General features: G+C 70.6%; 19 protein-coding genes. 11 read left to right on the top strand and 8 right to left on the bottom strand.

Annotated features, from left to right (window positions below; genetic code table 11):
- The first annotated feature begins 2 nt into the window (after window positions 1–2).
- Window positions 3–1,532 (top strand): tripartite tricarboxylate transporter permease, encoded by a 1,530-nt coding sequence (locus P1K89_RS04240; RefSeq protein WP_284615117.1) that lies wholly within the window; start codon window positions 3–5, stop codon window positions 1,530–1,532.
- Window positions 1,533–1,614: 82 nt separating this feature from the next.
- Here P1K89_RS04240 and P1K89_RS04235 read toward each other — a convergent pair whose 3' ends face one another.
- Complete coding sequence (locus P1K89_RS04235) at window positions 1,615–2,691, bottom strand: ABC transporter substrate-binding protein (RefSeq protein WP_284615116.1); 1,077 nt, start codon at window positions 2,689–2,691, stop codon at window positions 1,615–1,617.
- Window positions 2,692–2,798: 107 nt separating this feature from the next.
- Between P1K89_RS04235 and P1K89_RS04230 the strand changes: the two genes are divergently transcribed.
- The 6 genes from P1K89_RS04230 (at window position 2,799) to P1K89_RS04205 (ending at window position 11,024) form a co-directional block, all read left to right on the top strand.
- Window positions 2,799–3,479: a response regulator gene (locus P1K89_RS04230; RefSeq protein WP_284615115.1), complete on the top strand. Its 681-nt coding sequence runs from the start codon at window positions 2,799–2,801 to the stop codon at window positions 3,477–3,479.
- Window positions 3,454–4,812: a sensor histidine kinase gene (locus P1K89_RS04225; RefSeq protein ID WP_284615114.1), complete on the top strand. Its 1,359-nt coding sequence runs from the start codon at window positions 3,454–3,456 to the stop codon at window positions 4,810–4,812. Before P1K89_RS04230 ends, P1K89_RS04225 begins: the two co-directional genes overlap by 26 nt.
- 229 nt (window positions 4,813–5,041) lie before the next feature.
- Complete coding sequence (locus tag P1K89_RS04220) at window positions 5,042–5,452, top strand: cupin domain-containing protein (RefSeq protein ID WP_284615113.1); 411 nt, start codon at window positions 5,042–5,044, stop codon at window positions 5,450–5,452.
- A 310-nt stretch (window positions 5,453–5,762) separates the two neighbouring features.
- The gene (locus P1K89_RS04215) at window positions 5,763–9,320 is read left to right on the top strand and encodes an alpha-1,6-glucosidase domain-containing protein (RefSeq protein WP_284615112.1); all 3,558 of its coding nucleotides are present in this window, start codon (window positions 5,763–5,765) and stop codon (window positions 9,318–9,320) included.
- An 81-nt stretch (window positions 9,321–9,401) separates the two neighbouring features.
- Window positions 9,402–10,319 (top strand): VTT domain-containing protein, encoded by a 918-nt coding sequence (locus tag P1K89_RS04210; RefSeq protein WP_284615111.1) that lies wholly within the window; start codon window positions 9,402–9,404, stop codon window positions 10,317–10,319.
- 180 nt (window positions 10,320–10,499) lie between these two features.
- Window positions 10,500–11,024, top strand: a complete 525-nt coding sequence (locus P1K89_RS04205) for a DUF4396 domain-containing protein (protein WP_284615110.1) — start codon at window positions 10,500–10,502, stop codon at window positions 11,022–11,024.
- 143 nt (window positions 11,025–11,167) lie between these two features.
- Here P1K89_RS04205 and P1K89_RS04200 read toward each other — a convergent pair whose 3' ends face one another.
- On the bottom strand, window positions 11,168–13,057 hold the full coding sequence (locus P1K89_RS04200; RefSeq protein WP_284615109.1) for a GGDEF domain-containing protein: 1,890 nt from the start codon (window positions 13,055–13,057) through the stop codon (window positions 11,168–11,170).
- A gap of 114 nt (window positions 13,058–13,171) precedes the next feature.
- Window positions 13,172–14,086 carry a LysR family transcriptional regulator gene (locus tag P1K89_RS04195; RefSeq protein WP_284615108.1) on the bottom strand — a complete coding sequence of 305 codons (915 nt, stop codon included), beginning with the start codon at window positions 14,084–14,086 and terminating at the stop codon, window positions 13,172–13,174.
- Between the two features lie 133 nt (window positions 14,087–14,219).
- Between P1K89_RS04195 and P1K89_RS04190 the strand changes: the two genes are divergently transcribed.
- From P1K89_RS04190 to P1K89_RS04180, 3 genes are all read left to right on the top strand, one after another.
- A complete protein-coding gene (locus P1K89_RS04190; protein WP_284615107.1) occupies window positions 14,220–15,155 on the top strand; it encodes a dihydrodipicolinate synthase family protein in 936 nt (311 codons plus the stop codon).
- 169 nt (window positions 15,156–15,324) lie between these two features.
- Window positions 15,325–16,254, top strand: coding sequence for a Bug family tripartite tricarboxylate transporter substrate binding protein (locus P1K89_RS04185; RefSeq protein ID WP_284615106.1), 930 nt, complete (start codon window positions 15,325–15,327; stop codon window positions 16,252–16,254).
- A gap of 27 nt (window positions 16,255–16,281) precedes the next feature.
- Window positions 16,282–17,379 carry a porin gene (locus P1K89_RS04180; RefSeq protein ID WP_284615105.1) on the top strand — a complete coding sequence of 366 codons (1,098 nt, stop codon included), beginning with the start codon at window positions 16,282–16,284 and terminating at the stop codon, window positions 17,377–17,379.
- A 61-nt stretch (window positions 17,380–17,440) separates the two neighbouring features.
- Here the strand turns inward: P1K89_RS04180 and P1K89_RS04175 are convergent, their stop codons facing one another.
- The 5 genes from P1K89_RS04175 to P1K89_RS04155 form a co-directional block, all read right to left on the bottom strand.
- Window positions 17,441–20,617 carry an efflux RND transporter permease subunit gene (locus tag P1K89_RS04175; RefSeq protein WP_284615104.1) on the bottom strand — a complete coding sequence of 1,059 codons (3,177 nt, stop codon included), beginning with the start codon at window positions 20,615–20,617 and terminating at the stop codon, window positions 17,441–17,443.
- 13 nt (window positions 20,618–20,630) lie between these two features.
- The gene (locus P1K89_RS04170) at window positions 20,631–22,283 is read right to left on the bottom strand and encodes an efflux RND transporter periplasmic adaptor subunit (protein WP_284615103.1); all 1,653 of its coding nucleotides are present in this window, start codon (window positions 22,281–22,283) and stop codon (window positions 20,631–20,633) included.
- Window positions 22,280–23,587 (bottom strand): TolC family protein, encoded by a 1,308-nt coding sequence (locus tag P1K89_RS04165; protein ID WP_284615102.1) that lies wholly within the window; start codon window positions 23,585–23,587, stop codon window positions 22,280–22,282. The genes P1K89_RS04170 and P1K89_RS04165 overlap by 4 nt, the downstream gene beginning before the upstream one ends.
- A 125-nt stretch (window positions 23,588–23,712) precedes the next feature.
- A complete protein-coding gene (locus tag P1K89_RS04160) occupies window positions 23,713–24,129 on the bottom strand; it encodes a hypothetical protein (protein ID WP_284615101.1) in 417 nt (138 codons plus the stop codon).
- A gap of 102 nt (window positions 24,130–24,231) precedes the next feature.
- Complete coding sequence (locus tag P1K89_RS04155; protein WP_284615100.1) at window positions 24,232–25,143, bottom strand: LysR family transcriptional regulator; 912 nt, start codon at window positions 25,141–25,143, stop codon at window positions 24,232–24,234.
- 209 nt (window positions 25,144–25,352) lie between these two features.
- Between P1K89_RS04155 and P1K89_RS04150 the strand changes: the two genes are divergently transcribed.
- Window positions 25,353–26,462, top strand: coding sequence for an FAD-dependent monooxygenase (locus tag P1K89_RS04150; protein ID WP_284615099.1), 1,110 nt, complete (start codon window positions 25,353–25,355; stop codon window positions 26,460–26,462).
- Window positions 26,463–26,491: the final 29 nt, after the last annotated feature.

The raw sequence follows: 26,491 nt of genomic DNA, 5'->3' as shown, positions 1-26,491 counted from the left end.
CGATGATCGACCTGTGGTCGCACCTTCTGGCCGGCTTCGCGACGGCCGCCACGCCGATCAACCTGCTGTGGGCCTTCGTCGGCTGCGCGCTGGGCACCGCCATCGGCGTGCTGCCAGGGCTCGGCCCGGCGGTGACCATCGCGATGCTGCTGCCGATCACCGCGCAGGTCGAGCCGACCGCGTCGATGATCTTCTTCGCCGGCATCTACTACGGTGCGATGTACGGCGGTTCGACGACCTCGATCCTGCTGAACACGCCGGGCGAGACCGGCTCGATGGTCACCGCGCTCGAGGGCTTCAAGATGGCCAAGAACGGCCGCGCCGGCGCCGCGCTGGCGACCGCGGCGATCGGCTCGTTCGTCGCCGGCACGATCGCGACGGTGCTGGTGACGCTGTTCGCGCCGGTGGTCGCCGAATACGCGGTGCAGTTGGGCCCGCCCGAGTACTTCATGCTGATGATGCTGGCCTTCACGACGGTGACGGCGGTGCTCGGCAGCAGCACGCTGCGCGGGCTGACCGCGCTGGTGGTCGGCCTGGCGATGGGCCTGGTCGGCCTGGACCAGATCACCGGCCAGGTGCGCTACACCGGCGGCATTCCCGAGTTCCTCGACGGCCTCGAGGTGGTGCTGGTCGCGGTGGGGCTGTTCGCCGTCGGCGAGACGCTCTACACCGCGCTTTACGAAGGCCGCGTGAAGTCGTCGCTGAACGAGATGAACCGGGTGCACATGACGCGCAGCCAGTGGCGCCGCTCGTGGCCGGCATGGCTGCGCGGCACCTTCCTGGGCTTTCCGTTCGGCGCGGTGCCCGCCGGCGGCAGCGAGATCCCGACCTTCCTCAGCTACGCCACCGAGAAGAAGCTGTCGAAGCACCCGGAGGAGTTCGGCACCACCGGCGCGATCGAGGGCGTGGCCGGGCCCGAGGCCGCCAACAACGCCGCGATCACCGCGACGCTGGTGCCGATGCTGACGCTCGGCATCCCGACCTCCACCACCGCCGCGATCATCCTGTCGGCGTTCCAGAACTACGGCATCCAGCCCGGGCCGCAGCTGTTCGACACCAATGCGTCGATGGTGTGGGCGCTGATCGCGTCGCTGTACATCGGCAACGTGATGCTGCTGGTGCTGAACCTGCCGCTGGTGGGGCTGTGGGTCAAGCTGCTGCGCATTCCGCGCGCGCCGCTCTACGCGGGCATCCTGGTGTTCGCGACCGTCGGCGTTTACGGCATGCGGCAGAGCGCGTTCGACCTCTTCCTGATGTACGCGATCGGCCTGTTCGGCGTGCTGATGCGGCGCTACGACTTCCCCGCCGCGCCGGTCATCGTCGGCATGATCCTCGGGCCGATGGCCGAGGCGCAGCTGCGCAACGCGATGGCCATCGGCGAAGGGCGCTGGAGCGTGTTCGTGCAGCGGCCGGTCTCGCTGGCGCTGCTGGTGATCGTGATCGCGGTGCTGGTGGCGCCGCGCGTGGCCGCGGCGCGCCGGCGGCGGCGCATGATCGCGGCCGCGGCGGCCGGTCAGGCGAGCGCCGCGTGAGGCGGTGGCGCGCGAGGTGGCGGCGCTGAAGGGGTGGCGTTGCGGTGGCGCCGTCGTGGTGGCGGCGTCACCCGGCATCCGCTCACTTCAGGTGTTGGACGGCCACATCCCCCGCCCGCTGCCAGCGCCGCAGGATTGCCTGACGCTTGCTGCGGTCGAGGTGCGCGATCAGCCCCGGCCCCAGCGGAATCGGCCGTGCCGCTCGACCCAGGCGCTGCTGCAGGCCGGCGGCCGAGCGCGGCAGCGAGGAGTCGGCGCGCACGCTGTAGAGGCCGCAGCGCTCGGCCAGCACGTGCTGCCCGGCCGGCGACAGCAGGTGGTCCAGCCACAGCCGTGCTCCCTCGGGCTGCGGCGCGCGGCGCGGAATCAGCGCGACGCGCGAGGCGATCAGCGTGTAGTCGCGCGGGTAGACCACCACCAGGTCCGGATGGCGCTGCGCGAAGGCCTCGGCGTACGGGCCGAGCACGTTGTAGGCCAGCAGCGTGCGGCCGGCGGCCACGCCGTCGAGCAGCGCCTGGGTGTCCGCGTGCAGCTCGGCGCCGCAATGGCGCAGCGCCTCCAGCAGCGGCCACGCATCGGACGAGGCCTGCAGGTCCTGCGCCGCCAGCAGGAAGCCCAGGCCCGCGCGTTCGATGTCGTAGGTGGCCACGCGCTGGTGGAAGCGCGCGCGCTGCTGCTGCAGCAGCACGCGCAGCGCCGCATGGCTGTCGGGCGCGCTCGCGCTGTCCAGCAGCGCGCGGTGGTGCACCAGGGCCACCGGCTCCCAGGTGGTCGCGAAGGCCTCGTGCTTCCAGACCGCCCCGTGCGGCAGCCCGCCGGCATGCTCGCTCGCGTGGCGCTGCGCATGGCCGTCGTTGACCAGCTTGATCTGCAGGTCCATCGCCGAGCTCCACAGCACATCGGCGCCGGCGCCGTCGGCGGCCAGGAAGCGCTCGTGCAGCGTCTGGCTGCCCAGCGCCTCGTAGTCGACCTGCCACGGCGCGTGCCGCTGCTCGAAGTCATCGATCAGCGGTTGCACCAGCGGGCGGTCGGTGGTGGCCCAGACGCGCACCTTGCGCGGTGCCGCCGCGGCGCGCGCCGCTGCGCCCGACGGCGTGCCCGCGGCTGCGCCGGCGAGCGCGCTCGCGATGGCCAGGCCGGCGCTGCGTCGGTTGGGCATGCCCTTGTCTCCGTCGTCCCCGCTGCGGGGGCTGGCTGGATTATCGGCGCCGGCCGGCAGGCGCTCGCGTGCCGCCGCGCGCCCGATCACAATCGCCGCCACATCCCATGCGCATCCTGCTGATCGAAGACCAGGCCGAGCTCGCGCGCACCCTGCAGCAGTCGCTGGCGGCGCTCGGCATCCAGGCCGACGTCTGCACCGACGGGCTGGCCGGCGACAGCGCACTGCACGACCACGCCTTCGACGCGGTGGTGCTCGATCTCGCGCTGCCGCGGCTGCACGGGCTGGACCTGTTGCGCCGCCTGCGCCAGCGCCGCGACGCGGTGCCGGTGCTGGTGCTCACCGCCAGCGGCGAGATCGGCGACCGTGTCGAAGGCCTGAACGCCGGCGCCGACGACTACCTGCCCAAGCCCTTCGCACTGGCCGAGCTGGAGGCGCGGCTGCGCGCGCTGCACCGGCGCAGCCTGGGCGCGACGCACGCGGTGCAGCAGGTCGGCACGCTGGCGTTCGACACGGTGACGCGGCGCTTTGCGCAGGGCGGAAGGGCACTGGAGCTGCCGCCGCGCGAGCACGACCTGCTCGAGGCGCTGATCGCGCACCCGGGCAAGCCCGTCAGCAAGCAGGCGCTGGTGCAGCGGCTGTGCAGCAGCGACGAGGTGCTGAGCCATGACGCGCTCGAGGTCTACGTGCACCGGCTGCGGCGGCGTCTGCAGGGCAGCGGCGCGGCGATCCACACGCTGCGCGGTCTGGGCTACGTGCTCGATGCGGTCGACGACCCGCCTGCGTAGCCAGTTGCTGGCCTGGCTGCTGCTGCCCACGCTGACGCTGTGGGCCGCGGGCTTCGGCTTCAGCTACTGGCGCAGCCTCGCGCAGGCCCATGCGGCCTATGACCGCACGCTGCTCGGCTCGGCGCAGGTGATCGCGGCGCACCTGCGGCTGCAGGACGGCGAGGTCGTGGCCGACCTGCCGTTCGCGGCGCTGGAGATGCTGCGCACCGATGCGCAGGACCGCATCTTCTACCGCGTCGCCGACCTCGATGACGGCGACGAGGTCGGCGGTTATCCCGACCTGCCCGCGCCGGCGCGGCCGCCGGCCGAGCAGGCCACCTTCTACGATGCCGACTACAAGGGCGAGCGCGTGCGCATCGCCGCGCTGCGTCATGCGCTGCCCGACGGCGCACGCCAGCGCCAGCTCGTCGTGCAGGTGGCCGAGACCTTGGAGGCGCGCCACCAGCTCACGCGCCGCATCACCCTCGAGGCGGCCGCGCTGCAGCTGGCGCTGATCGGCCTGGCCGCGGCCTTCATCGCCTATGGCGTGCGCCGCGGGCTGGCGCCGTTGAAGCGGCTGCGCGACGAGGTGCGCCGCCGCGGCATCGACGACCCGACGCCGATGGACGCCGCCGCGGTGCCGCGCGAGGTGGCGCCGCTGATCGAGGCGATCAATGCCCACACCGGCCGCCAGCGCCAGCTCACCGAGGCGCAGGTGCGCTTCGTCGCCAACGCCTCGCACCAGCTGAAGACGCCGCTGACGCTGCTGCGCGCGCAGCTGGACCACGCGCTGATGCAGGCCGACCTGCCGGCGATGCGCGGCGTCGTCGAGCGCATCGGCGAGACCACCGAGCTGACCGGGCGCCTGGTGGCGCAGCTGCTCGCGCTGGCGCGCAGCGAGCCGGGGCGCCCGCTGGCGGCGGAGGCCGTGGAGCTGGTCGCGCTGGCGCAGCAGGCCACCTTCGACCTGCTGTCGCAGGCGCGCCGCAAGCGCATCGATCTGGGCTTCGAGGGGTCGCCGCCGGTCGTGCTGCAGGGCGAGCCGGTGCTGCTGCGCGAGCTGGTGACCAACCTCGTGCACAACGCGATCAGCTACACCCCGGAAGGCGGCACGGTGACGGTCGCCGTGGAGCCCGGCCCGCGGCTCGTCGTGGTCGACAACGGCCCCGGCATCCCGGCCGCCGAGCGCGAACGGGTGCTCGAGCGCTTCTACCGGCTGCCCTCGGATCAGGCCGAGGGCAGCGGCCTGGGCCTGGCGATCGTCAAGGAAATCTGCGCGCGGCACGGCCTGGCGCTGCAGCTGGACGACGCGCCGGGCGGCGGCCTGCGGGTCGTGGTGGCGGCAGCGTGCTAACGCCTATCACCGCTGGCGCTGCGTCGATCATTGTTCTGGTGTACGAGGCTTGGGTCGTTGCAACTCGGTGATACGCCTTGCGGGTTTCTGGCGGCACTGCCGCGTGTCGCTGCGCGGCCTGGTGCCGGGCGACAACGCGTGCTCGTGCCCCGCTCGCGACCAACCCCATCCTTCTGACTGGCCGGGCGCAGTTCTTGCGATGTCTGCAGCCAGAGGCACCAAGTTGGCAATGGGCATGGACCACGAGCGAATCTACCGAATCGACGATCATCTGCGCCCGACGGACGAAACGGATGAGCCGTTGCGATCGGTCGTCATCGAGACGGAGCAGGCGGCTGTCGTGGCGTGGATCGTTCTGCCGGGGCAGCGCATCGCGTCCCATGTCCACCCGCAAGGACAGGACACGTGGATCGTGCTGCGCGGTGGCGGTGACTATGCGACCGGCCATGGAGGTGCAGTGCGCATGCTGGGTGCAGGCGACATCGCGATCGCGCGCACCGGCGACGTGCATGGCGTCTACAACGCGGGACACGAACCCCTGGTGTTCATCTCGGTCGTGTCGCCTGCGGGGGCAGGCTACGAACGCATCGACGAAGCCGGGGCTCGAACTGCGCTCGCGCCGGAAGGCCGAGGCGCGTAGACACCGCGCCTCAGACGAAGTCGACGAACGTGCTGAACGTACGTCACGCTGATGAACTGACCGCGCAGCCGAACAACGTTGGATCGTTGTGATCGGGCTCTGTGAACATGAAACAAAACTACTAACTGTCGATATCGCTGAGATGCATTGCTAGGTGATTGGCTGCTGTAATCCCTAGATTCGCATCGGGATTCCCCCGACTCGCGATGTAGTTTTACTTCGTTAGCATCGCGCCGATTCCAAACAGGGGATGGCGATGACGGCATCGGCTGGCGGGCTCGCGAGACAGGCGCGGCGGTGGATCGGCGCGATGGCGCTCGGACTGAGCGGCTTGCTGGCCGCCTGTGGCGGTGCCGGGGGCGAGGCGGTGTCGCCGCAGGCCCAGGCGCTGGCGCTGGACGGCCGCGCGGCGGTGGGTGGGGGCGACAGCGAGGTGCTGAGCAGCGTGCCCACCACGCCGCCCGCTGCACGCGCCCGCATCGCGGCCGCGGCCACGCCCGGCGAGCCCGCGACCTCGCTGCGTGTGCACTACCGCCGCGCCGACGGCAACCACGCCGGCTGGCAGATCCACACGTGGGGCGCGGCGCAAAGCCCGAACTGGAACGCCGGCTTCAACCCCTCCGGCAGCGACGACTACGGTGTCTATTTCGACGTGCCGCTGGCCGCCACCAGCGGCACCGTGGGCTTCCTGTTCCACAAGGGCGACGACAAGGACAACGGGGGCGCAGACCAGAGCTACGTGCTGCAAGGCGGCGCCAACGTCTTCTGGCGCCTGCAAGGCGACAGCACCAACTATCCCGCCAACCCGCTGGCGCTTCCGGTGCCCGACATCAAGACGGTGCGCGTGCACTACAAGCGCTTCGACGGCGCCTACAGCGCCTGGGGCCTGCACCTGTGGAACGGCAGCGGGCTCGACGTCTCGCGCCTGCCCGGCGGCATGGCCATCGACAACTGGAACCAGCCGGTGCCGCTGGCGAGCATGCCGGGCTACGCCGTGGGCGACGGCGAGGTGGTGTTCGACATCCCCGTGCTCAACCCGCAGGGGGACAACCAGCGGCGGGGACTGGAATTCATCATCCATGGCATGCCGCCGAACCAGAACGACAAGGACGGCCGCAACGACAACATCCGCGTCGAGTACGCCGCGCTGACCATCGCCAACCAGGTGGGCCACGTGTGGCTGGTCGAGCGCGACGCCACCGTCCACCTGGCGCCGCCCGATCTGCGCGAGGTGTCGAGCACCGACGCCCGCGCCGTCTGGCTGAACAAGGCGCTGGTGAAGTGGCCGCGCGTGGCCGCCGCCGGGCCGGTGCGGCTGTACCACTCGGCGACCGGGCAGCTCGCCGTGGCCCGCGATGCGCCGGTGCAGGGCGCGGACGGCTTCATCACGCTGGACCCGTTCACCGGCACCGTGCCGCCGGCCGATGCCGAGCGCTTCAAGTACGTGGCCAGCGGGGCCGTCTTCGCCGTGCGCGGCGCCGACCTCGCGCGGCTGCCCGCGCTGCACCGGCAGCAACTGCTGCTGGTACAGGAAGACGCCCAGGGCCGGGTGCAGAACGCGACGGCGACGCAGATCGCCGGCGCGCTGGATGACCTGTATGCCGCGGCCGGCGACGAGCCGGACCTCGGCGCCGTGGTTTCCCATGGCCACACCAGCTTCAAGCTGTGGGCGCCGACGGCGCAGGCGGTGTCGCTGCAGCTCGGCAGGCGGGTGCCCGGCTCGGAGAGCGTGGTGCGCACCACCACCGAACCGATGACCCGCGACGCCGCCACCGGCGTGTGGCGTCTGGTGAAGCCGGGCAACCTGCACGGCGTCACCTACCGCTACCAGGTGCAGGTGTTCGTGCGCGGCACGGGTGTGGTGCGCAACCTCGTCACCGACCCGTATTCGCTGGGCCTCACGATGGGCGGCCAGCAGAGCGTGGTGATGGACCTCGACGCCGCCGTCACCAAGCCGCCGGGCTGGGATGCCGGCGCGCCGCCGCCCACCGTGGCCGCGCCCTCGGACCTGAGCATCTACGAGCTGCACGTGCGCGACTTCTCGATCAACGACGCCACGGTGCCGGCGGCCCGGCGCGGCAAGTACCTGGCGTTCACCGAGACCCACAGCAACGGCATGCGCCACCTGGCCGGGCTGGCCGCCGCCGGGCTGACGGACGTGCACCTGCTGCCGGTGTTCGACATCGCCAGCGTCAACGAGAAGAGCTGCGTGACGCCCAATGTGAGCGGCCCGCCGGACGGCGAAACGCAGCAGGCGACCATCGCCGCCACGGCGGGCAGCGACTGCTTCAACTGGGGCTACGACCCGCACCACTTCACCACGCCCGACGGCAGCTACGCCAGCAGCGCGGCCGACCCGGTGGCGCGCGTGCGCGAGTTCCGCAGCATGGTGCGCGCGCTCAACGCCGCCGGCCTGCGCGTGGGCATGGACATGGTCTACAACCACACCACCTCGTCGGGCCAGGCCGCGACGTCGGTGCTGGACAAGGTCGTGCCGGGGTACTACCACCGCTACAACGCCAGCGGCGGCATCGAGCGCTCGACCTGCTGCGAGAACACCGCGTCCGAGAACCGGATGATGGCCAGGCTGATGATCGACTCGGCCGTGACCTGGGTGCGCGACTACCGCATCAGCTCGCTGCGCTTCGACATCATGGGCCACCACCCGCGTTCGGTGATGGAGCAGCTGAAAGCCCGCGTCGAGGCGGCGGCAGGCCGGCCGGTGCAGATCGTCGGCGAGGGCTGGAACTTCGGCGAGGTGGCCAATGGCGCGCGCTTCAAGCAGGCCGAGATGCTGAGCCTGAACGGCTCGGGCATCGGCAGCTTCAACCCGCTGATCCGCGACGCGGTGCGCGGCGGCGGCTGCTGCGATTCGGGCAACGCGCTGATCGCCAATCAGGGCTACGTCAACGGTTTCCACTACGACCCGAACGGCCACAACGGCAACCAGAGCCGGGGCGAGCTGATGTGGTTCGCCGATCGCCTCAAGGCGTCGCTGGCGGGCTCGATTCGCAGCTTCACGATGCAGACGAGCTGGGACGCCACGCTGCGGCTGGACCAGATCGACGTCGGCGGCATCCCGGCGGGCTGGGTGCTCGAGCCGGGCGAGGTGGTGAACTACGTCGAGAACCACGACAACCTCACGCTGTTCGACAACAACGTATTCCGTCTGCCCACCGCCACCTCGCGCGAGGACCGGGCGCGCGTGCAGATCCTGGCCAACGCCATCAACGCCTTCAGCCAGGGCGTGGCCTATTTCCACGCCGGCACGGAGACGCTGCGCAGCAAGAGCCTGGACCGCAACAGCTACGACAGCGGCGACTGGTTCAACCGGCTCGACTGGAGTTTCGCCGACAACAACTTCGGCGTGGGCCTGCCGCCTTCTCGCGACAACGGCGATAACTGGAATCTGGCGCGGCCGCTGCTGGGCAACCCGCTGATCAAGCCGACCGCCGCCGAGGTCGCCTGGACCCGCGATGCCTTCCGCGACCTGTTCAAGATCCGCAGGAGCAGCACGCTGCTGCGCCTGCGCACGGCCGAGGACATCAAGCAGCGCCTGAGCTTCCTCAACACCGGCTCGGCGCAGGAGCCCACGGTGCTGGTCGGGCGGCTCAACGGCGTGGGCTACCCCGGCGCGAACTTCGACGAGTTGGTCTACCTGATCAACGTGGACAAGTCGGCCAGGCAGCTGACGCTGCCGGCGCTGGCCGGGCGTGCGCTCGAGCTGCACCCCGTGCACACCGCTGCCGACGCCGCCGACCTGCGCGCGCGCCAGGCGGGCTTCGACAGCGCCACCGGTGCCTTCAACCTGCCGGCGCGCACCGCGGTGGTGTTCGTGGCCCGTGCGACGCGGGCGTCGTCGAAGTGAACCAGGAGCGGATCGTTTGGCCGCCGGTGCCGACGGCCCGCTGCGCATCGAGTTCAGCGAGCGAACGGTTAATCTGGCGACATGGATCTGATCGACCTGAGCCACACGCTGCAGCGGGATGTCGTCGCGGTCGTCTTCGTCAACGTCCTGCTGCAGCAACTGGGTCTTCCGGTGCCCGCCGTGCCCACCTTGCTGCTCGCAGGCAGTCTGGCGGTTACCCCGGGTCATGCCGGCAAGATCGCGGCGGCCGCCGTGCTCGCTTCCGTGGTGGCGGATTGGGTCTGGTACCACGCGGGCCGGCTGTTCGGCTACCGGGTGCTGACGGGCCTGTGCAAGCTGTCGATCAACCCGACGTCCTGTGTCTCGCAGACCGAGTCGCGCTTCGTGCGTTGGGGCCTGCCGTCGCTCGTGGTGGCCAAGTTCGTGCCCGGATTCTCGACGGTTGCGCCGCCGATCGCAGGGGCGATGCGCATGAACCAGTGGGGCTTCCTGCTGGCTGCCGGCGTCGGCGGCGCCCTGTGGGCGGGCCTGGCGATCGCGGCCGGCTGGGTGCTCAAGGACACGGTGCGGGACGTGATCGTCGTGCTCGACCGGCACATCGCCACGGCACTGGCTCTGGCGCTGGCGGCAGCGGGCCTCTGGCTGGCCTGGAAGCTGTGGCGAATGGTCTGGTTCAGGAAGCTGCGCGCCATCCCGCAGATCACGACGGCGGACCTCATCGCGGCCATGCAATCCGAACATCCGCCGCTGGTGCTCGATCTGCGCGGCCCGACGATGATCTCGGTCACCGGTCCCATTCCGGGGACCAGGGCCGTCGAGCATGAGCAGGTGCGTGAAGCCGTCGCTGACTGGCCCAAGGATCGACCCATCGTGACGCTGTGCGCGTGCCCCGAGGACGCCGGCGCCGTTCTGGTGGCGCGCGAACTGCTCCGCGACGGCTACTTGTCGGTCAAGCCTCTGCGCGGGGGCTACGAGGCTTGGGTCGCGGCAACCCGGTGATGCGCCTGGCGGGATTCCTGGCGCGCCTGCGCCGAAGCCGCCTGCGTCCGAAGGGCGTGCCGCCGTCATCCGTGCGGCGAGCCTCACGTATCCACGCCGGCACTTGACGTTGCCATCGCGGCAAGGTTGACAGTGCGCTGCATCGGGCGTCCCTGCCCGTTCGCCACAGGAGCCACTGCGATGAATCACGCCGCACACCACGGGTCGCATCACCACCCGGCCCCGTCCACGCCCGGCCGTTCGGCTCGGCCGGCCGCCCCCGGCCTGAACCGCACCGCGTTCCTGGCCACGCTGCACTGCCTGTCCGGCTGTGCGGTGGGCGAGGTGCTGGGGATGGTCATCGGCACGGCCCTCGACTTGTCGAACGGCGCGACCATCGGCCTCGCCGTGCTGCTGGCCTTCTCCTTCGGCTATGCGTTCACGATGCTGCCGCTGCTGCGCAGTGGCCTGCCGCTGCGAAAGGCCGCCCGGCTCGCGCTGCTGGCCGACACGGCGTCGATCGCGGTGATGGAGCTCGTCGACAACCTCGTGATGCTCGCCGTGCCGGGTGCGATGGACGCGCCGCTGTCGTCGCCGCTGTTCTGGGCGGCGCTGGCATTCGCGCTCGTGGTCGCCGCCGCCGCGGCATTCCCGCTGAACCGGTGGCTCATCGCGCGTGGCCAAGGCCATGCCGCAGTGCACGCCCACCACCACCACCATCATTGAGCCGGCCCATGCACACGACGACCAGCAGCGCGAGAGCACGTGCCTTCGAGGCCGTCATGGCGGAGGCCGCGCTGCAGGGTCGGGGCGGCGATCCGCGGACGGCCCTCGAGCGCATGCGCGAGGACCCCGGATCGAGGGCCGCCTCAGGAAGGGCCCGCAAGATCGACGGATGAGACTCGATCGCGACCTTCCGCCTTGGCCCGGTAGAGAAGCTTGTCTGCGATCTCGACGAGCTGACGCGCGCTGGGCAGGGCGGAATCCGCCTCCGACCCCGCCGTGCGCGACGGGACCGTCACCACGCCGGCGCTCACCGTCACGTGGGACCCGGAAGGTGAGGCTGCGTGCGCAATGGCCGATGCGGCAAGCCCGGCACGAACGTGCGCGACGACGGCCAGGGCGCCGTCATGGGCGGTGTGGGGAAGGATCAGCATGAACTCCTCCCCGCCGAATCGTGCAGCGGTATCCGCCGGGCGCCGCGCCGCGTCCGCCAGCAGCCTGGCGATCGCCTGCAGGCAGGCGTCGCCTTGCGCGTGCCCGTAGTGGTCGTTGTAGGCCTTGAAGTGGTCCACGTCCAGCATCACCAGCGACAGCACCCCCTCGATGCGCCTCAGTCGCGCCAGTTCACGCTGGAGGACGGCATCGAAGTGGCGCCGGTTCGCCAGCCCGGTGAGTTCGTCCGTGTTGGCCAGCCGGTCCAGCCGGTCCTTCGCTGCCCTCAGCTCTTCGTTGCGCCGCGCCAGCTCTTGCAGGCGGTCGTTCAGCTCCCCGGTCCGGGCATCGACGGCTTGCTTCAGGCGCCTGCGCTCGAGGTCGAGCGCATCCAGCGCGCGCAGACGCGCCACGTTGATCCTCCACAGGCTCAACGACAGCGCGAGCAATCCGCAAGCAATGGCGGCCGCTGCGAGGATTCGCCCGCCGTAGCGTTCGAACACGCTCGGTTCCTCGAACTTCATCGAGCTGCCGGGGGCGGTGGCGGAGCGGTCGATCCCGAGCCTCTGCAGCTGACGCCAGTCATAGGCATGGCGCATGCCGCTGACGCGCACGACAGGCGTCGGTGCCGCCGCGTTGTCGCCCGCCGTGGCTTCGCCCATTGACAGCGCCAGCCGGCCCAGTTCCTCGCCGATCACGTGGTGGCTGATGACATAGCCCCCCAGCACCCCGCTGCCCAGCAGCGACTCCCACGGCGACAGCACCGGCACTGCAGAACGCTCGGCAATCCGGGCGGCGATGTCATAAGGCCTCGATGGCCGCGTTCCGTCGCTGAACATCAGCAGGTAGTAGACCGCGCTGCCGGGCCCCAGCTCGCCGGCCCGTGCGAGCACCTCCTGCAGCGGCCGGTCCAGCAGGTATTCGACCTTCAAGTCACGCCGCCTCGACTCGAGGGCCCGTCGAAACAGCGTGAGCCGTGTGGCTGCGCTGACATCGGCTGTCTCGCCCACGACGAGAAGATGCCGCACGCCGGTCACCCTCAAGGACTCGTCGAGCGATGGTGAGTAGTCGTGTTGCGCCGCGACGATGACGGCGCGCGGGTCGGCCGCCCTGATCTGCTCGAACGAGGGCGATTCCAGTTCGACGTAGGCTCGCCGCACCTCTGGCAGCGTTGCACGCAGGCCCGCGAGGGCCTGCCCCGCCGCGGGCGCGAAGGCCACGATGAGGGTCAGGTTCGCATCGCGATACTTGTCCGAAAGATAGAGGCCGAGCGACTGCGGCGGCGCGCTCAGACGTGCGCTGTCCAGATACTCGACGAAGACCCGATGCCTGCCGGAACGGAAGTGCAGCACCGAGTCCAGTCCATCCTCCAGTTGCTGCTGCGCCGGCAGGTCCTTGTGGAAGCTGGACAGCATCAGCAGGTTGACGCGCGCCGAAGGGGGCTCGGCGTTCGTGGGCGTTCCGTGCAGGTTGGCCGCCACCCCGAGATGGACCGCGACGGTCGCGGCGACGGCAAGAAGCGGCCTGACCAGTACTGCTCGCAAGGTCCGCGCTCCCGCGCTGCTCAGCGCCTTCTCACCGGTGCGCCGTTCGTGGCGACGCACGCTCTTCTCCCGCTGCTGCTCATCGTAGCTCGCTTGCCGGGCAGGCGCTCGACTTCGCGGCCGCACGGCTGATATCCGTGCTGGCTGGCCAGGCTGCCGCTTTCGCGGCGCCCATCACGGCTCCGTGAGCCGGTGGTCCCAGGATTCCACCAACTGCTCGAGGGTCCGCGCCACGACCCGGCAGGCCGGCGACAACTTCCCCTGCTTCGGGAAGGACAGGCTGACGTAGCGGCAGAGGTCTGGACGGACCAGCTGGCTGGCCTGCACGCGCCCGCTCTTCAGGTCCGCCGCGATCGAATACGGCCCGAGCACCGAATAGAGCCCGGGCGTGCGCGCGACGAGCTCCTTCTGAACCGTCAACGAGTCGGCTTCGGCGACCGCCTCCAGACGAAAGCCGAGGCTGCGCGCGGTGTCGTCCAGGGCATTGCGCCAGTGACTCGGCCGACGCGGCAATACGAGGCGCAGGCCTTTCAGGCGCGCGAAGTTCAGCGTCGGCGCGCGCGTCAGCGGATCGTCCGGCGCTGAGACGAGGTAGGTCTTCGCCACGCCCAGCTGGCGCTCGTCGCTGCCGCTGGGCTTGCTGAAACGGAACAGCACCGCCAGGTCCACCGTCGCGCTGTCGAGCATGGCATCGAGCTCGGCACCCTGCGCCTCGGCGATGCTGAGGCGGACCGCCGGATGCTTGTCCTGAAGTTCCGCGAAGAGGTGGGTGACCAGCGGATGGGCCGCCGACGGAATGATGCCCAGCCGGACCTCCCCCATCAGCTGGCCGGACTCGGACCGCAGGTCCTGCTCGAGTTGCTCCGTCGCCTGCACCCACGCGCGAAGCCGCGCCGCCGCGCGCGTGCCCAGCTCGGTCAGCTCGACGCCGCGGCCGGTGCGCCGGAAGAGCTTTCCCCCGCACTGGCTCTCGAATTCGGTGATCTGCCGGCTCACGTGCGACTGCACGATCTGCCGGCGATTCGCGACCTTGCTCAGGCTGCCGGCTTCGGCCACTTCGAGGAACAGCTTGACCAGGGAGATGTTCATCAGGGCTCCTGCGCACAGAGTTGCCATGCCAGGCAAGTCTGAATTATGCGAAGTCTATCTAGCGGCAAAGGTGCGGGGTGCCTAAAGTGAAGCCACTCACCCACCGCCCAACCCCCCTCCAAGGAGACGCACCATGAGCAAGCCCGGTTTCGACATGCGCGGCCTGAACCCCGCTCCGATCACCCCCTTCAACCGTGATGGCTCGGTCGACTACGCCGCCATCCAGCGCCTGGGCAGCTGGCTGGCCAGCGTGCCCGGCGTCAAGAGCCTGACGGTGCTCGGCCACGCCGGCGAAGGCACCTTCCTTGAGCGCGACGAGCAGTTCAAGGTCATCGAGGCCTTCCGCGAGTCGGTCGGCGACCGCATCCCCATCATCGCCGGCATCACGCTGGAAGGCACGCAGGTCGCGGCCGAGGAAGCCAAGCGCGCGGTGAAGGCCGGCGCCAAGGCGGGCCTCGTCTATCCCTCCCACGGCTGGCTGCGCTTCGGCTACCAGAAGGGCGCGCCGCAGGACAAGTACAAGGCCATCTACGAAGCCAGCGGCCTGCCGCTGATCCTGTTCCAGTACCCCGACGCGACCAAGTGCACGTACGACCTGGAGACGCAGCTGGAGATCGCCGCCCAGCCTGGCGTGTTCGCGATGAAGAACGGCGTGCGCAACATGAAGCGCTGGGACCGCGAGATCCCGGTGATCCGCAAGGAGCGTCCGGACCTGCAGATCCTCACCTGCCACGACGAGTACCTGCTGCACACGATGTTCGACGTCGACGGCGCGCTCGTGGGCTACGGCTGCATCGCACCGGAGCTGCTGGTCGAGATGATTGCCGCGGGCAAGGCCAAGGACTACAAGAAGGCGCGCGAGCTGCACGACCGCCTGCTGCCGGTGACCGCCAACGTGTACCACCGCGGCTCGCACATGGAAGGCTCCGTCGCGCTGAAGTGGGCGCTGGTGGCGCGCGGCATCCTCGAGCACGCGACGGTGCGCTCGCCGCTGCTGCCGCTGGCCGAAGGTGCGGACAAGGAGATCGCCGACGCCGTGCGCGCCGCGGGCCTGGGCCGGGTGGCCTGAAGCCCGACGCCCATTCGAGCCGAGGCGCACGTCAGCGCTCCGGTCATCACGGTGGCACGGCCCGACTTGTCGCGGCGTGCCACCGCACGGCCGGTCTCACCGGCTCACGGAGACAATCATGACGACGCTATTGAAGTTGGCCACGGCCGCCGCGCTCGCCCTTGGGGCCATGGCCTCGACCTTGGCCGCGGACGCCAGGCTCCTGGACAAGGGCCAGACGCTGAAGATCGTCGTGCCGTTCGCTGCCGGCGGCGGCGTCGACAACGCCGCGCGCCTGCTCGGCGAACAGCTGCGCAAGGCGCACGGCGTCACGGTGATCGTCGAGAACAAGGCCGGCGCCAGCGGCAGCATCGGCGGAAAGGCGGTGCAGACGGCCGCCGCGGATGGCACCACGCTGCTGTTCTCGGCCGCCACGCACGTGCTCGCGAAGCAGGTGCTGGGCAGCCCGCCCTACGACCCGCAGGCGGACTTCGTTCCGGTGGCCCGCGTCGGCGAGGCGCCGCTGCTGCTGGCCGTGTCCCCGCAGGCGGACCAGAAGAAGCTGTCCGACGTGCTGGCCGCGGTACGCGCGCAACCGGACAAGTGGACGGCCGGCATCCCGGCCGCCGGTGCCCCCAGCCACCTCGCCACGCTGCTGCTGGCCAGGCAGGCGAATCTCAAGCTGACCTATGTGCCGTACAAGGGCACGCAGCCGGCGCTGACGGATCTTGCCGGCGGGCACATCCAGATGCTGATGGACTCGATGGTGTCGATGCTGCCGCTGGCCAAGGCGGGCAAGGTCAGGCCCATCGCCATCACGTCGAAGAAGCGCAGTGCGCTGGCGCCCGACATCGCGACCGTCGATGAGAGCGGCCTCGCCGGCTTCACCTATGCGTCCTGGTATGGCGTCTGGGCACCCAAGGGCACGCCGGACGAGCGCGTCAAGGCACTGAACCAGGCCATCAACGCCGCGGTGGGCGAACTGGGGAAGTCCGGCGCGTTTGCGGCGCTGGGCATCGAGCCGGTCAGCGAGACGCCGGACCAGTTCAGGCGCTTCATCGCCAACGACGTCGCGCAGAGCGCCGAGCTGCTGAAGAACGCCGGGTTCAAGCCCGAGTGACGTTCCACCCCTGACGAGGAGACAGACATGAAGAAGTCGCTTTGCGCGGCGGGGCTGGCCGTTGCCTGCGCCGGCGCGATGGCCCAGTCGTCGGTGACCGTGTCGGGCACCGTGGACGTCGCGGCCCGCCGCGTGCGCAATGATTCGCTGGGGTCGCTGACCTCCGAAGTGAGCGGCTCCAACTCGACGAGCAAGCTCATCGTCCGAGGCACGGAGGACCTGGGCGGGGGACTCAGCGCCGGCTTCTTCCTGGACAGCACGATCCTGGCCGATACCGGCGGTGCGGGCGGGCTCGTCTTCTGGGACCGGCGCTCGACCGTGAGCGTCGCGTCCGCCAGGCTGGGCGAGTTGCGCCTCGGTCGCGACTGGGTGCCGACGCACCTGGTGTGGAGCGGCTTCGATCCGTTCTCGACGCTCGGCATTGCCAGCGCCAATACTTTCCGGTCGTTCACCGCATCGCGTGCACTGGGTCAGGCCTTCGGCACTGCGCCGGAATCGCAGGCCGCCAACCCGACGCTGCGGGTGGCCAATGCGGTCGAGGTGTTCGCGCCGCCGAACCTGGGCGGGTTCTACGGCGGCCTGATCAAGACCTTCGGCGAGAACGGCACGACGGCGAGCGGCTTCACCAAGGGCGAAGGCTTTCGCGCCGGCTGGACGGGCAGCGGCGTGCATGTGGCCGCGGCCCAGTTCACCACGCGCAACGCGACGGCCGGCCAGCACTTCCGCGACCAGGCCTATGGCGCGTCGTACGACTTCGGCGCCGGACGCGTCAGCCTCGCGCAGCGGCGCTGGACCTTCGGCTCGGACCGCACCGTCAATACGCAGCTCGGCGTGGTCTTCGTCGTGGGCCTGGGCCAGATCAAGCTGAGCGTCGTGCAGGCCGACCAGACCGGGGCGACTGCTGCACAGAGCGCCAATGACGCCCGACTGGTCGGTGTGGGCTACGTGCACAACCTGTCCAAGCGCACCGCCGTCTATGCGCACGCCGCCCGCGTGCACAACCGCGGCGCAGCGGTCTTCGCGGTTCCGGGCGGGCCGGCGGTCAGCGCGTCACCGACGGCCGCCAACTTCTTCGGCGGCAAGGCCTCGACCGCGTTCGAGACGGGATTGCGGCTGGACTTCTGAGCTGAGCAAAGCGATCGCATGACCAGCCGAGAAGCCGCGGGAGGATTCTTCCCAGGCCTGGTCATGCGCCTGCGGGCGCGCCTGCGGCCGGGTCGGCTGCCGCCGCCCGGCGGGCCAGGCGCTTCATCTCCCAGGTCTTCACCAGCGCGTACAGCGCAGGAATCACCACCAGCGTCAGCACGGTGGACGACACCATGCCGCCCACCATCGGCGCGGCGATGCGGCTCATCACTTCCGAGCCGGTGCCTGTGCCCCACATGATCGGCAGCAGGCCGGCCATGATCGCGACCACGGTCATCATCTTCGGCCGCACGCGCTCGACCGCGCCTTCCATCACCGCGGCGTAGAGCTCCGCCGGCCCGGCCGACGTGCCCGCGGCCGCGCAGCGTGTCTGCGCCGCCGTCCACGCGTGGTCCAGGTAGATCAGCATCACGACACCGGTTTCCGCCGCCACGCCGGCCAGCGCGATGAAGCCCACCGCCACCGCGACCGACAGGTTGTAGCCCAGCGCCCACATCAGCCACACGCCGCCGACCAGCGCGAAGGGCACCGACAGCATCACGATCAGCGTCTCGGTCAGGCGGCGGAAGTTCAGGTACAGCAGCAGGAAGATCGTCAGCAGCGTCACCGGGATCACGACCTTCATCTTCCCGATCGCGCGCTCCATGTACTCGAACTGGCCGCTCCAGGTGATGTAGTAGCCGGGCGGGAACTTCACCTGCTCGGCCACCGCGCGGCGCGCGTCGGCCACGTAGGAGCCGATGTCGCGCTCGCGGATGTCGACGTAGATGTAGGCCGACAGCAGCGCGTTCTCGGTGCGGATGCCCGGCGTGCCGCGCACGACGTGCACGCGCGCCACCTGCCCCAGCGGCACCATCGCGCCGTCCATCGTCGGCACCAGCACGCTGCGCTCGATCTGCTCGGGGCTGCCGCGCAGCTCGCGCGGGTACCGCACGGTGACGCCGTAGCGCTCGCGCCCCTCGACGGTGGTGGTTGCCATCTCGCCGCCGAGCGCCGTGCCGATCACCTCCTGCAGCTCGCCGACCCCCAGGCCGTAGCGCGCCAGCTGTGCGCGGTCCGGTTCGATCTCGAGGTAGGAGCCGCCGGTGATGCGCTCGGCGAAGGCCGAGCTGGTGCCGGGCACGGTCTTGACCACCGACTCGATCTGCCGCGCCAGCTTCTCCATCTCGTCCAGGTCGCGGCCGAAGACCTTGATGCCGATCGGCGTGCGGATGCCGGTGGACAGCATGTCGATGCGCGCCTTGATCGGCATGGTCCACGCATTCGACAGGCCGGGGAACTGCAGGGCCTTGTCCAGCTCTGCGATCAGCTTGTCCGTCGTCATGCCCGCACGCCATTCGGACTCGGGCTTCAGGTTGATGATGGTCTCGAACATCTCCAGCGGCGCCGGATCAGTGGCGGTGTTGGCGCGGCCGGCCTTGCCGTAGACCGAGGCGACCTCGGGGAAGCTCTTGATGATCTTGTCCTGCGTCTGCAGCAGCTCGGCGGCCTTGGTGATCGACATGCCGGGCAGCGAGGAGGGCATGTAGAACAGCGTGCCTTCGTTGAGCGTCGGCATGAACTCGCTGCCCAGGCGCGACGCCGGCAGCGCCGTGACCGCCAGCACCGCGAGCGCCGCCACGATGGTGGCGAGCTTCCAGCGCATGACGCCCGAAATGATCGGCCGGTAGATCCAGATCAGGAAGCGGTTCACCGGGTTCCTGGCCTCCGGCAGGATGCGGCCGCGGATGAACAGCAGCATCAGCACCGGCACCAGCGTCACCGACAGCAGCGCCGCGCCGGCCATCGAGAAGGTCTTGGTCCAGGCCAGCGGCGAGAAGAGCCGCCCCTCCTGCGCCTCCAGCGTGAACACCGGCAGGAAGGACACGGTGATGATCAGCAGCGAGAAGAAGAGCGCCGGACCGACCTCCTTGCAGGCGGCCAGCATGGCGTCGGCGCGTTCCTTGGTCGTGTGCTGCGCCGGCAGCCGCTCCAGGTGCTTGTGCGCGTTCTCGATCATCACGATCGCCGCGTCGACCATCGCGCCGATGGCGATGGCGATGCCGCCCAGGCTCATCAGGTTGGAGTTCATGCCGAGCAGCCGCATCGCGATGAACGCGATCAGCACGCCCACCGGCAGCATCAGGATCGCCACCAGCGCGGAGCGCACGTGCAGCAGGAACACGATGCACACCGCGGCGACGATCAGGCTTTCCTCGATCAGCGTGCGCGTCAAGGTGTCGATCGCGCGGTGGATCAGGTCGGAGCGGTCGTAGACCGTGCGCAGGCTCACGCCCTCGGGCAGGCCGGACGAAAGCTCGGCGATCTTGGCCTTCAGGTTGTGGATGACCTCGAGCGCGTTCTGGCCATAGCGGGCCATCGCGATGCCGGAGACGACCTCGCCCTCGCCGTCGAGCTCGGTCAGGCCGCGGCGCTCGTCGGGCACACGTTCGACGCGCGCGATGTCGCGGATCAGCACCGGCGTGCCGGCCTCGCTGCGCACGACCAGCGCCTCGATGTCGCCGGTGCCGCGCAGGTAGCCCTTGCCGCGCACCATGTACTCGGTCTCGGCCATCTCGACGACGCGGCCGCCGACGTCGCGGTTGGAGTCGCGAATCACCTGCGACACCTTGGCCAGCGGGATGCCGTATGCGCGCAGCTTCACCGGGTCCACGGTCACCTGGTAGGTCTGCACGAAGCCGCCGATCGACGCCACCTCGGCCACGCCATGCGCCTTCGTCAACTGGTAGCGCAGGTACCAGTCCTGCAGGCTGCGCAACTCGGCCAGCGTGCGGTTCTTCGCGACCAGCGCGTACTGGTAGACCCAGCCGACGCCGGTGGCGTCCGGACCCAGCGACGGCGTCACGCCGCGCGGCAGCCTGCCGGAGGCGAAGTTCAGGTACTCGAGCACGCGCGAGCGGGCCCAGTAGATGTCGGTGCCGTCCTCGAAGATCACGTAGACGAAGGACGCGCCGAAGAACGAGAAGCCGCGCACGACCTTGGACTTCGGCACCGCGAGCATCGCCGCCGTCAGCGGGTAGGTGACCTGGTCCTCGACGACCTGCGGCGCCTGGCCGGGGTACTCGGTGTAGACGATGACCTGCACGTCCGACAGGTCGGGCAGCGCGTCCAGCGGCGTGCGGATGACCGCGTAGATGCCGGCGATCACGATGAACAGCGTCGCCAGCAGCACGAGGAAGGGGTTGCGGCCGGACCACTCGATGAGCCTCGAAAGCATGGCGGGCTCCTTTTCAGCGGCGGACGTGGTCGTGCCCGGCGGCGGCGATCGAGGTGATCACCCATTCGCCGGGCTGCCGTTCGACGAACTCGAAGCGCACGCTCGCGCCGGACTTCAAGCCGTCCAGCAGCGCGCTGTTGGCGACCTTGAAGTCCATCGTCATCGCCGGCCACTTCAGCGAGGCCACCGGGCCGTGGTCGATGCTCAGGCTGCCGGCCTTCGCATCGATCGTCTCGATGCGGCCCTGCGCGACGTGGCCGACCCCGGCCTTCGACGGCTCGGCGGGCGCGGCCTTCGCCCCTTCGGCCGGCACGGCCTTCGCCGCTACGGCCGGCCCGGCCTTCGACGGCTCGGCCGGCGTGGCCTTCGGCGCATCGCCGGTCCCGCCCGGGCTGCCGAAGCCGCGCACGGCGGCCTGCAGGTTGCTCTCGGCGTCGATCAGGAAGTTGGCCGAGGTGACCACCGCTTCGCCCGCGCGCACGCCGTCGAGCACCTGCACGTAGGCGTCGCCGCGGGCACCGAGCTTGACCTCGCGCGGCTCGAAGCGGCCTTCGGCCAACTGCACCAGCACGATGCGGCGCGTGCCGCTGTCGATGACCGCGGACTCGGGCACGGTCAGCACGGGGTCCCGGCCGCCGGTGCTCAGTTCGACCTGCGCGAACATCGCCGGCTTCAGCAACTGGCCGGGGTTGGGCATCTCGATGCGCACCGGCACCGTGCGCGTGTTGCCGTTCAGCGTCGGGTAGACATAGGTGACCCGGCCGGTGAAGGTGCGCTCCGGATAGGCGGTGATCACCAGGCGGGCGGTCGCGCCAGTCTTCACCTGGCCGAGGTCCTGTTCGGGGATGTCGGCGATGACCCACACCGCGCCCAGGTCGGTGACGGTGTAGAGCGTCTCGCCGGGCATGAAGCGCATGCCCTGCAGCGCCTTCTTCTCGGTGACGATGCCGCTGGCCGGCGAGCGGAAGGTCACGGTGCGCCGCGGCTCGGCGCCGGCGGCCAGGGCGGCGATCTGCTCCCTGGGCACGTCCCAGTTGCGCAGCCGAAGCAGGCTGGCTTCGGCCAGCTGCTGCAGGCCACGCGCGGACTCGCCGGTGAGCGACGCAGCGCCCTGCGCGGCGATGGCGTATTCGCGCTGTGCCGAGACCAGCTCCGGGCTGTAGACCTCGAACAGCGGCTGCCCCTGCGACACTACCTGGCCGCTCACATTGACGTGCAGGCGCTCGACATAGCCCTCGAACTTCGGCGTGATCGCGACGATGCGGCGTTCGTCGGGCTCGACGCGGCCGCTGGCGCGCACCAGCCGGCCCAGCGGGCGCATCGCGGCAGCTTCGGTGCGCACGCCGAGCTTCTGCACCTTGTCGGCGCTGATGCGCAGGCTGCCCGGGCCCGCGGCGACGGCCTCGGTGGCCTCGCCTTCGTAGACCGCGATGTAGTCCATGCCCATCGGGTCCTTCTTCGGCGTCGGCGAGATGTCCGGCAGGCCCATGGGGTTGCGGTAGTACAGCAGCTTGCGTTCCTTCGGAGCCGCGGCTGCCGCGGCCGCCGTGGCGGTGGTCGCGCCGGCGCGCGCGTCGCCGTGCGCGCGGGTGCCCCACCAGTAGCCGCCCGCGACGCCGAGCACGGCGACCGAGGCGATCGTGACGATGACGGACGTGTTCTTCACAGGTCTTCTCCGACGGTGCGTTCGATCTCGGCCAGGCGCATGCGCGCCTCGGCCTGGGCCATGAGCAGGTCCTGGCGGACTCTGCGGATCTGGCGCTGCGCTTCCAGCAGCGTCGCGAAGTCGGCCTTGCCGTTCTCGTAGGCGGCCAGCGCCGAGCGGAACCCGAGCTCCGATTGCGGCAGCAGCTCGGTGCGCGCGAGCGCCTCGGTGCGCCGCGCGGCCTCCAGGCCTGCCAGCTGCCCGGCCAGCTCGCCGGCGAGCTGGTGCGCCGCGGCGGCGGCGCGGGCCTGCGCGGCGTCGACCATCGCCACGGCCTCGCGCTCCTGCGCGCGCCGGGCCGCCTGCTGCAGCGGAATGCTCATCTCGACCATCACGCTCCAGGTCGTGATGCGCGAGCCCATCTGCGTCGGCGACAGCCCGACGCTGATGTCCGGATAGCGGTTGCGCCAGGTCAGCTCGCGGTTCGCCTGCGCACTCTCGACGCGGTGCGCCTCGCCCTGCAGCGCGGGATTGGCACGGCGCGCGCGCTGCAGCAGCGCCTCGGCCGACAGCGCCGGCGCCGGCGGCAGCGGCAGCAACGCCTGCGGATCGGCCAGCGGCGCCGACATCTCGCGCGCGAGCAGCGCGTTCAGCCGCGCGCGCTGCTGGCGTTTCTCGTTGTCCAGCGCGATCAGCTCGGTGCGCATCGCGGTCTGCTCCACCTGCGCCCGGATCGCATCCTGCTGCGGCACCAGGCCGCCGGCATAACGCGCCTGCGCGATGCGCTCCAGGCGCGTCATCAGGTCCAGCACGTCCTTCGCCAGCCGCTCGCGCTCGACGGCCAGGTACAGCTGCGCGTAGGCCGCCTTGACGCGCATCGCCAGCTCGTTCCAGGTCGCGGCGGCGCGGGTGCGGGCCTGCTCGGCGTCGGCGCCGGCGAGCTGCTCGCGCAGCGCGCGCTTGCCCCACAGCGGCAGCGACTGCATCAGCGTGTACTTGGTCTCGCCGACCTTCGACGGCAGCAGGCTCGCGCGCGCGTCGTTGCCGTAGTTGTTGACGTTCTCCAGCTCGACGCGCAGCACCGGGTCGGGCAGTGCGCCGGCGGGCTGGATGCGCTGCGCGGCGGCGTCGGCCTCGAGGCGCATCGCGCCGAATTCGGGGTTGGCGCGGCGGGCCTGCTCGAGCAGGCCGGGCAGGTCGGCGCCCAGCGGCGGCGATTGCGCCGCCGACAGCAGGGGCGTGGCCGACAACATCATGCACAGCAGGGCCTGCACCATGCCGCTGGCCGAGCGTGCACGCGAGCCTCGCGCGGGCTTCCGGTTCATTCTCGTCTCCGGGTGGGCCGCTGCGCCGGGCAGCGGCCAGGTCCATCAGGCGCGCCAAGGCGGCGCGCGCTTGCCGGAATGGCGGCAGGTGCGCCCTGCCGGCACGCCTGGCCGCAACGCTCGGGCTATAGCGTCAGGCGCAGGAAGACGATGGACAGCGGGGAGGGGCCGACCGGCGGGTCGGCGAGGGCATCGGGCGGGGCGGTGTCCCTCGCGTGTTGGCCCGGATCGAAGTGCCAGTGCAGCACCGGCAAGGCCGCGTGGGGCACGTGGTCGGGCGAGAGATCGGCGGGCGCGGCGGGGCTCTTCGGCACCGGCGCCGGCGCCTCGGTGCAGAGCTTCTCGCAGGCCACCGTCGCGCCGTCGGGTGTGCCGCGATCCGGTGCGGTGTCTGCGGCGTGGAAGTCGCAGTGCGCCGCCGGCGACGGCGCCGCGGCGGCCCGGGTGATGCACGCCTGTGCCACGCCGGCGGCGAACAGCAACACCCACACCACCAGCATCGCGGTTGAAACGTGGCGGATCCGGTGGCGGGTGAATCGCACGGCAGGGGGCATCGATCTACGGCAAGTGACTCGAAGCTTAGAGGCGATCCTGCGATGGCCTTTGATGGGCGTCAAGCGCCGCGGCAGGAGACGGCTGCCCCCTCAATCGGCCATGCGCTGCACGGCCGCACGCAACAGGTTCCTGAGCCACACCAGACCCGGATCCTGCGTGCGGTACTTGTGCCACTGCACGGCCTGCTGCATGCGTTCGATCGGCAGCGGCGGCGCCTTGATGGCCACGGGCCAGGCCTTGACGAAGGCCCGCGCAAGACGCGCGTGCACCGTCGCGACGTACGCCGTTCCGCAGACCAGCGCCGGCATCGCGGCGAACCCGTACGTCGTCACGGCGACCCGTCTCGACACGCCGTAGCGCTTCAGGAACCAGGCCTCGAACGACTCGCCGACGGCGCCGGCCGGTTGCATCACCACGTGGCCTGCCGCGAGGTAGCGCTCGAAGCTCAGTTCGCCGTCGGCCAGCGGGCCGTCGCGCCAGACCACGCAGACGAACTCCTCCTCGTAGAGCACTTCCTCCGGATGGTCCGGTGAGAGGAAGCCGCGCGGGATGATCAGCAGATCGGCTTCGGCGCGCTCGAGGCTGCGCTGCGGGTTCGTCACCTGGGGCAGGAACTCGAAGCGCGCGGAACAGTGCTGCTCGGCCGCCAGCGCCAGCATGTGCGGCGCGAAGACGAGCTGCGAATAGTCCGACAGGAAGATCCGGAACGTGCGGTCGGTGTTGGCCGGGTCGAACTGCGGCTGCATGGCGATCGTGCTGTCGATGCGCACCAGCACGTCCCGCACGGCTTCGTGCAGCCCCTCGGCGCGCGGCGTCGACTCCATCTTGCGGCCGACCTGCACGAGCAACTCGTCGTCGAAGTACTCCCGCAGGCGCGCCAGCGCGCTGCTGACGGCCGACGGCGTGAGCTTCAGTCGCTCGGCCGCGCGCGTGATGCTGCGCTCGGTCAACAGCGCATCCAGCGCCACCAGCAGGTTGAGGTCGAGGCGGTTGAAGCGCATGGTGGACTGCTCGGGTTATCCCTTGATCGTTAGACGGCATCGAATCGACGCCTCCATCGAAGTCATTTTTCAAGAACGTTGCGGCTGCGTAATCTCTCGCTAACCCGCTTCCCCCACACATACAACGGAGACAACGAATGGCCGCGTGCCAAGCGTCAGGCGAACTCACGCCCGAATTTCCTGTTCCGCCTTTGCGGCAGGGCTGACGCATGGCGCGCCGCTTCCATCGCGTGGGGATCGTCGGTGCCGGGCTCGCGGGCCTGACCGCCGCCGTGGCCTGCGCCGCCGCGGGAGCGCACGTCGATGTCTTCGATGCGGCCGACGGCCTGGCCGCGCCGCCTGCGCCCATCAACGTGGTGCCCAACCTGATGCGCGAACTGGCGGGCCTGGGCCTCGCCGAGCGCTGCGTGCGCGCAGGGTTCCCGTACCACGGCGTGTCGTTCCTCGATGCGGATGGACGCTCGCTGTTCGAGCTGCCGACGCCGGCCCTGGCAGGCGCCCACTTGCCGTCGTCGGTCGGCATGCGCTACGGCGAGCTGTTGCGCATCGTGCGGGACGCCGCGCTCGATCGCGGCGTCGCGATGCACTGGCGGTCCCGGGTGGGGGCCATCGAGGCCTCACCGTCGGGCAGCCGGATCGCGCTGGACGATGGCCGTGAAGTCGCGGTCGATCTCGCCGTGCTGGCGGGCGGCAGGGGCGTCCAGGGTGTCGCGATGGCGATCGAGCGTGAAGCCGACCGCCTGCCGCAGCGCTGGGACCATGTGCTGATGCGCCGCCCGCGGGGCCTCGATCGAGCCACGTGGGTGATCGGGCCGGATGCCAAGGCGCTGCTGGTGCCGGTCGACGTTCACCAGACCGGCCTCGCGCTGCTGCGCGACGAGCGGATGGCGCATGAGCACGCCAGCCGACCGCTGCGCGACGTGCTGATGGCCGCCAGGGGCCTGATGAGGACCTTCGCGGCGCTGGTGGACGACGAGTCGCCGGTCATCGCACGGCCCGTCATGACGGGCATGTTGAGCGGCCCGTGGCACGACGGCCTCGTGCTGCGCATCGGCAGCAGCGCCCACCTGCTGCCGCCGCACTTCGGGCAGGCCGGCGCGCAGTCGGTGGAGGACGCGGTCGTGCTGGGGGCCTTGCTGCGCGACGCCGGCAGCCACGACGAGCTTTTCGTGCGCTTCATGGCGCGCCGCGCCGGGCGCGCCGCCCGCGTGCACGCCCTGACGACGCAGGCCGCGCGCTGGGACCTGACGCCGGAGCCGGCCACCGACCTGTCGTCGCTGGCACGGCAGCTCAGCCCGCTCGTCGAGCAGCCCGCCTGACCCCTTGCCTGACACCCCACCGGAGGAGA

This window comes from Aquabacterium humicola (genome assembly GCF_030167915.1).
In the GTDB taxonomy this organism is placed as follows: domain Bacteria; phylum Pseudomonadota; class Gammaproteobacteria; order Burkholderiales; family Burkholderiaceae_C; genus Pseudaquabacterium; species Pseudaquabacterium humicola.
This window is presented reverse-complemented; position numbering and strand designations above follow the sequence as displayed.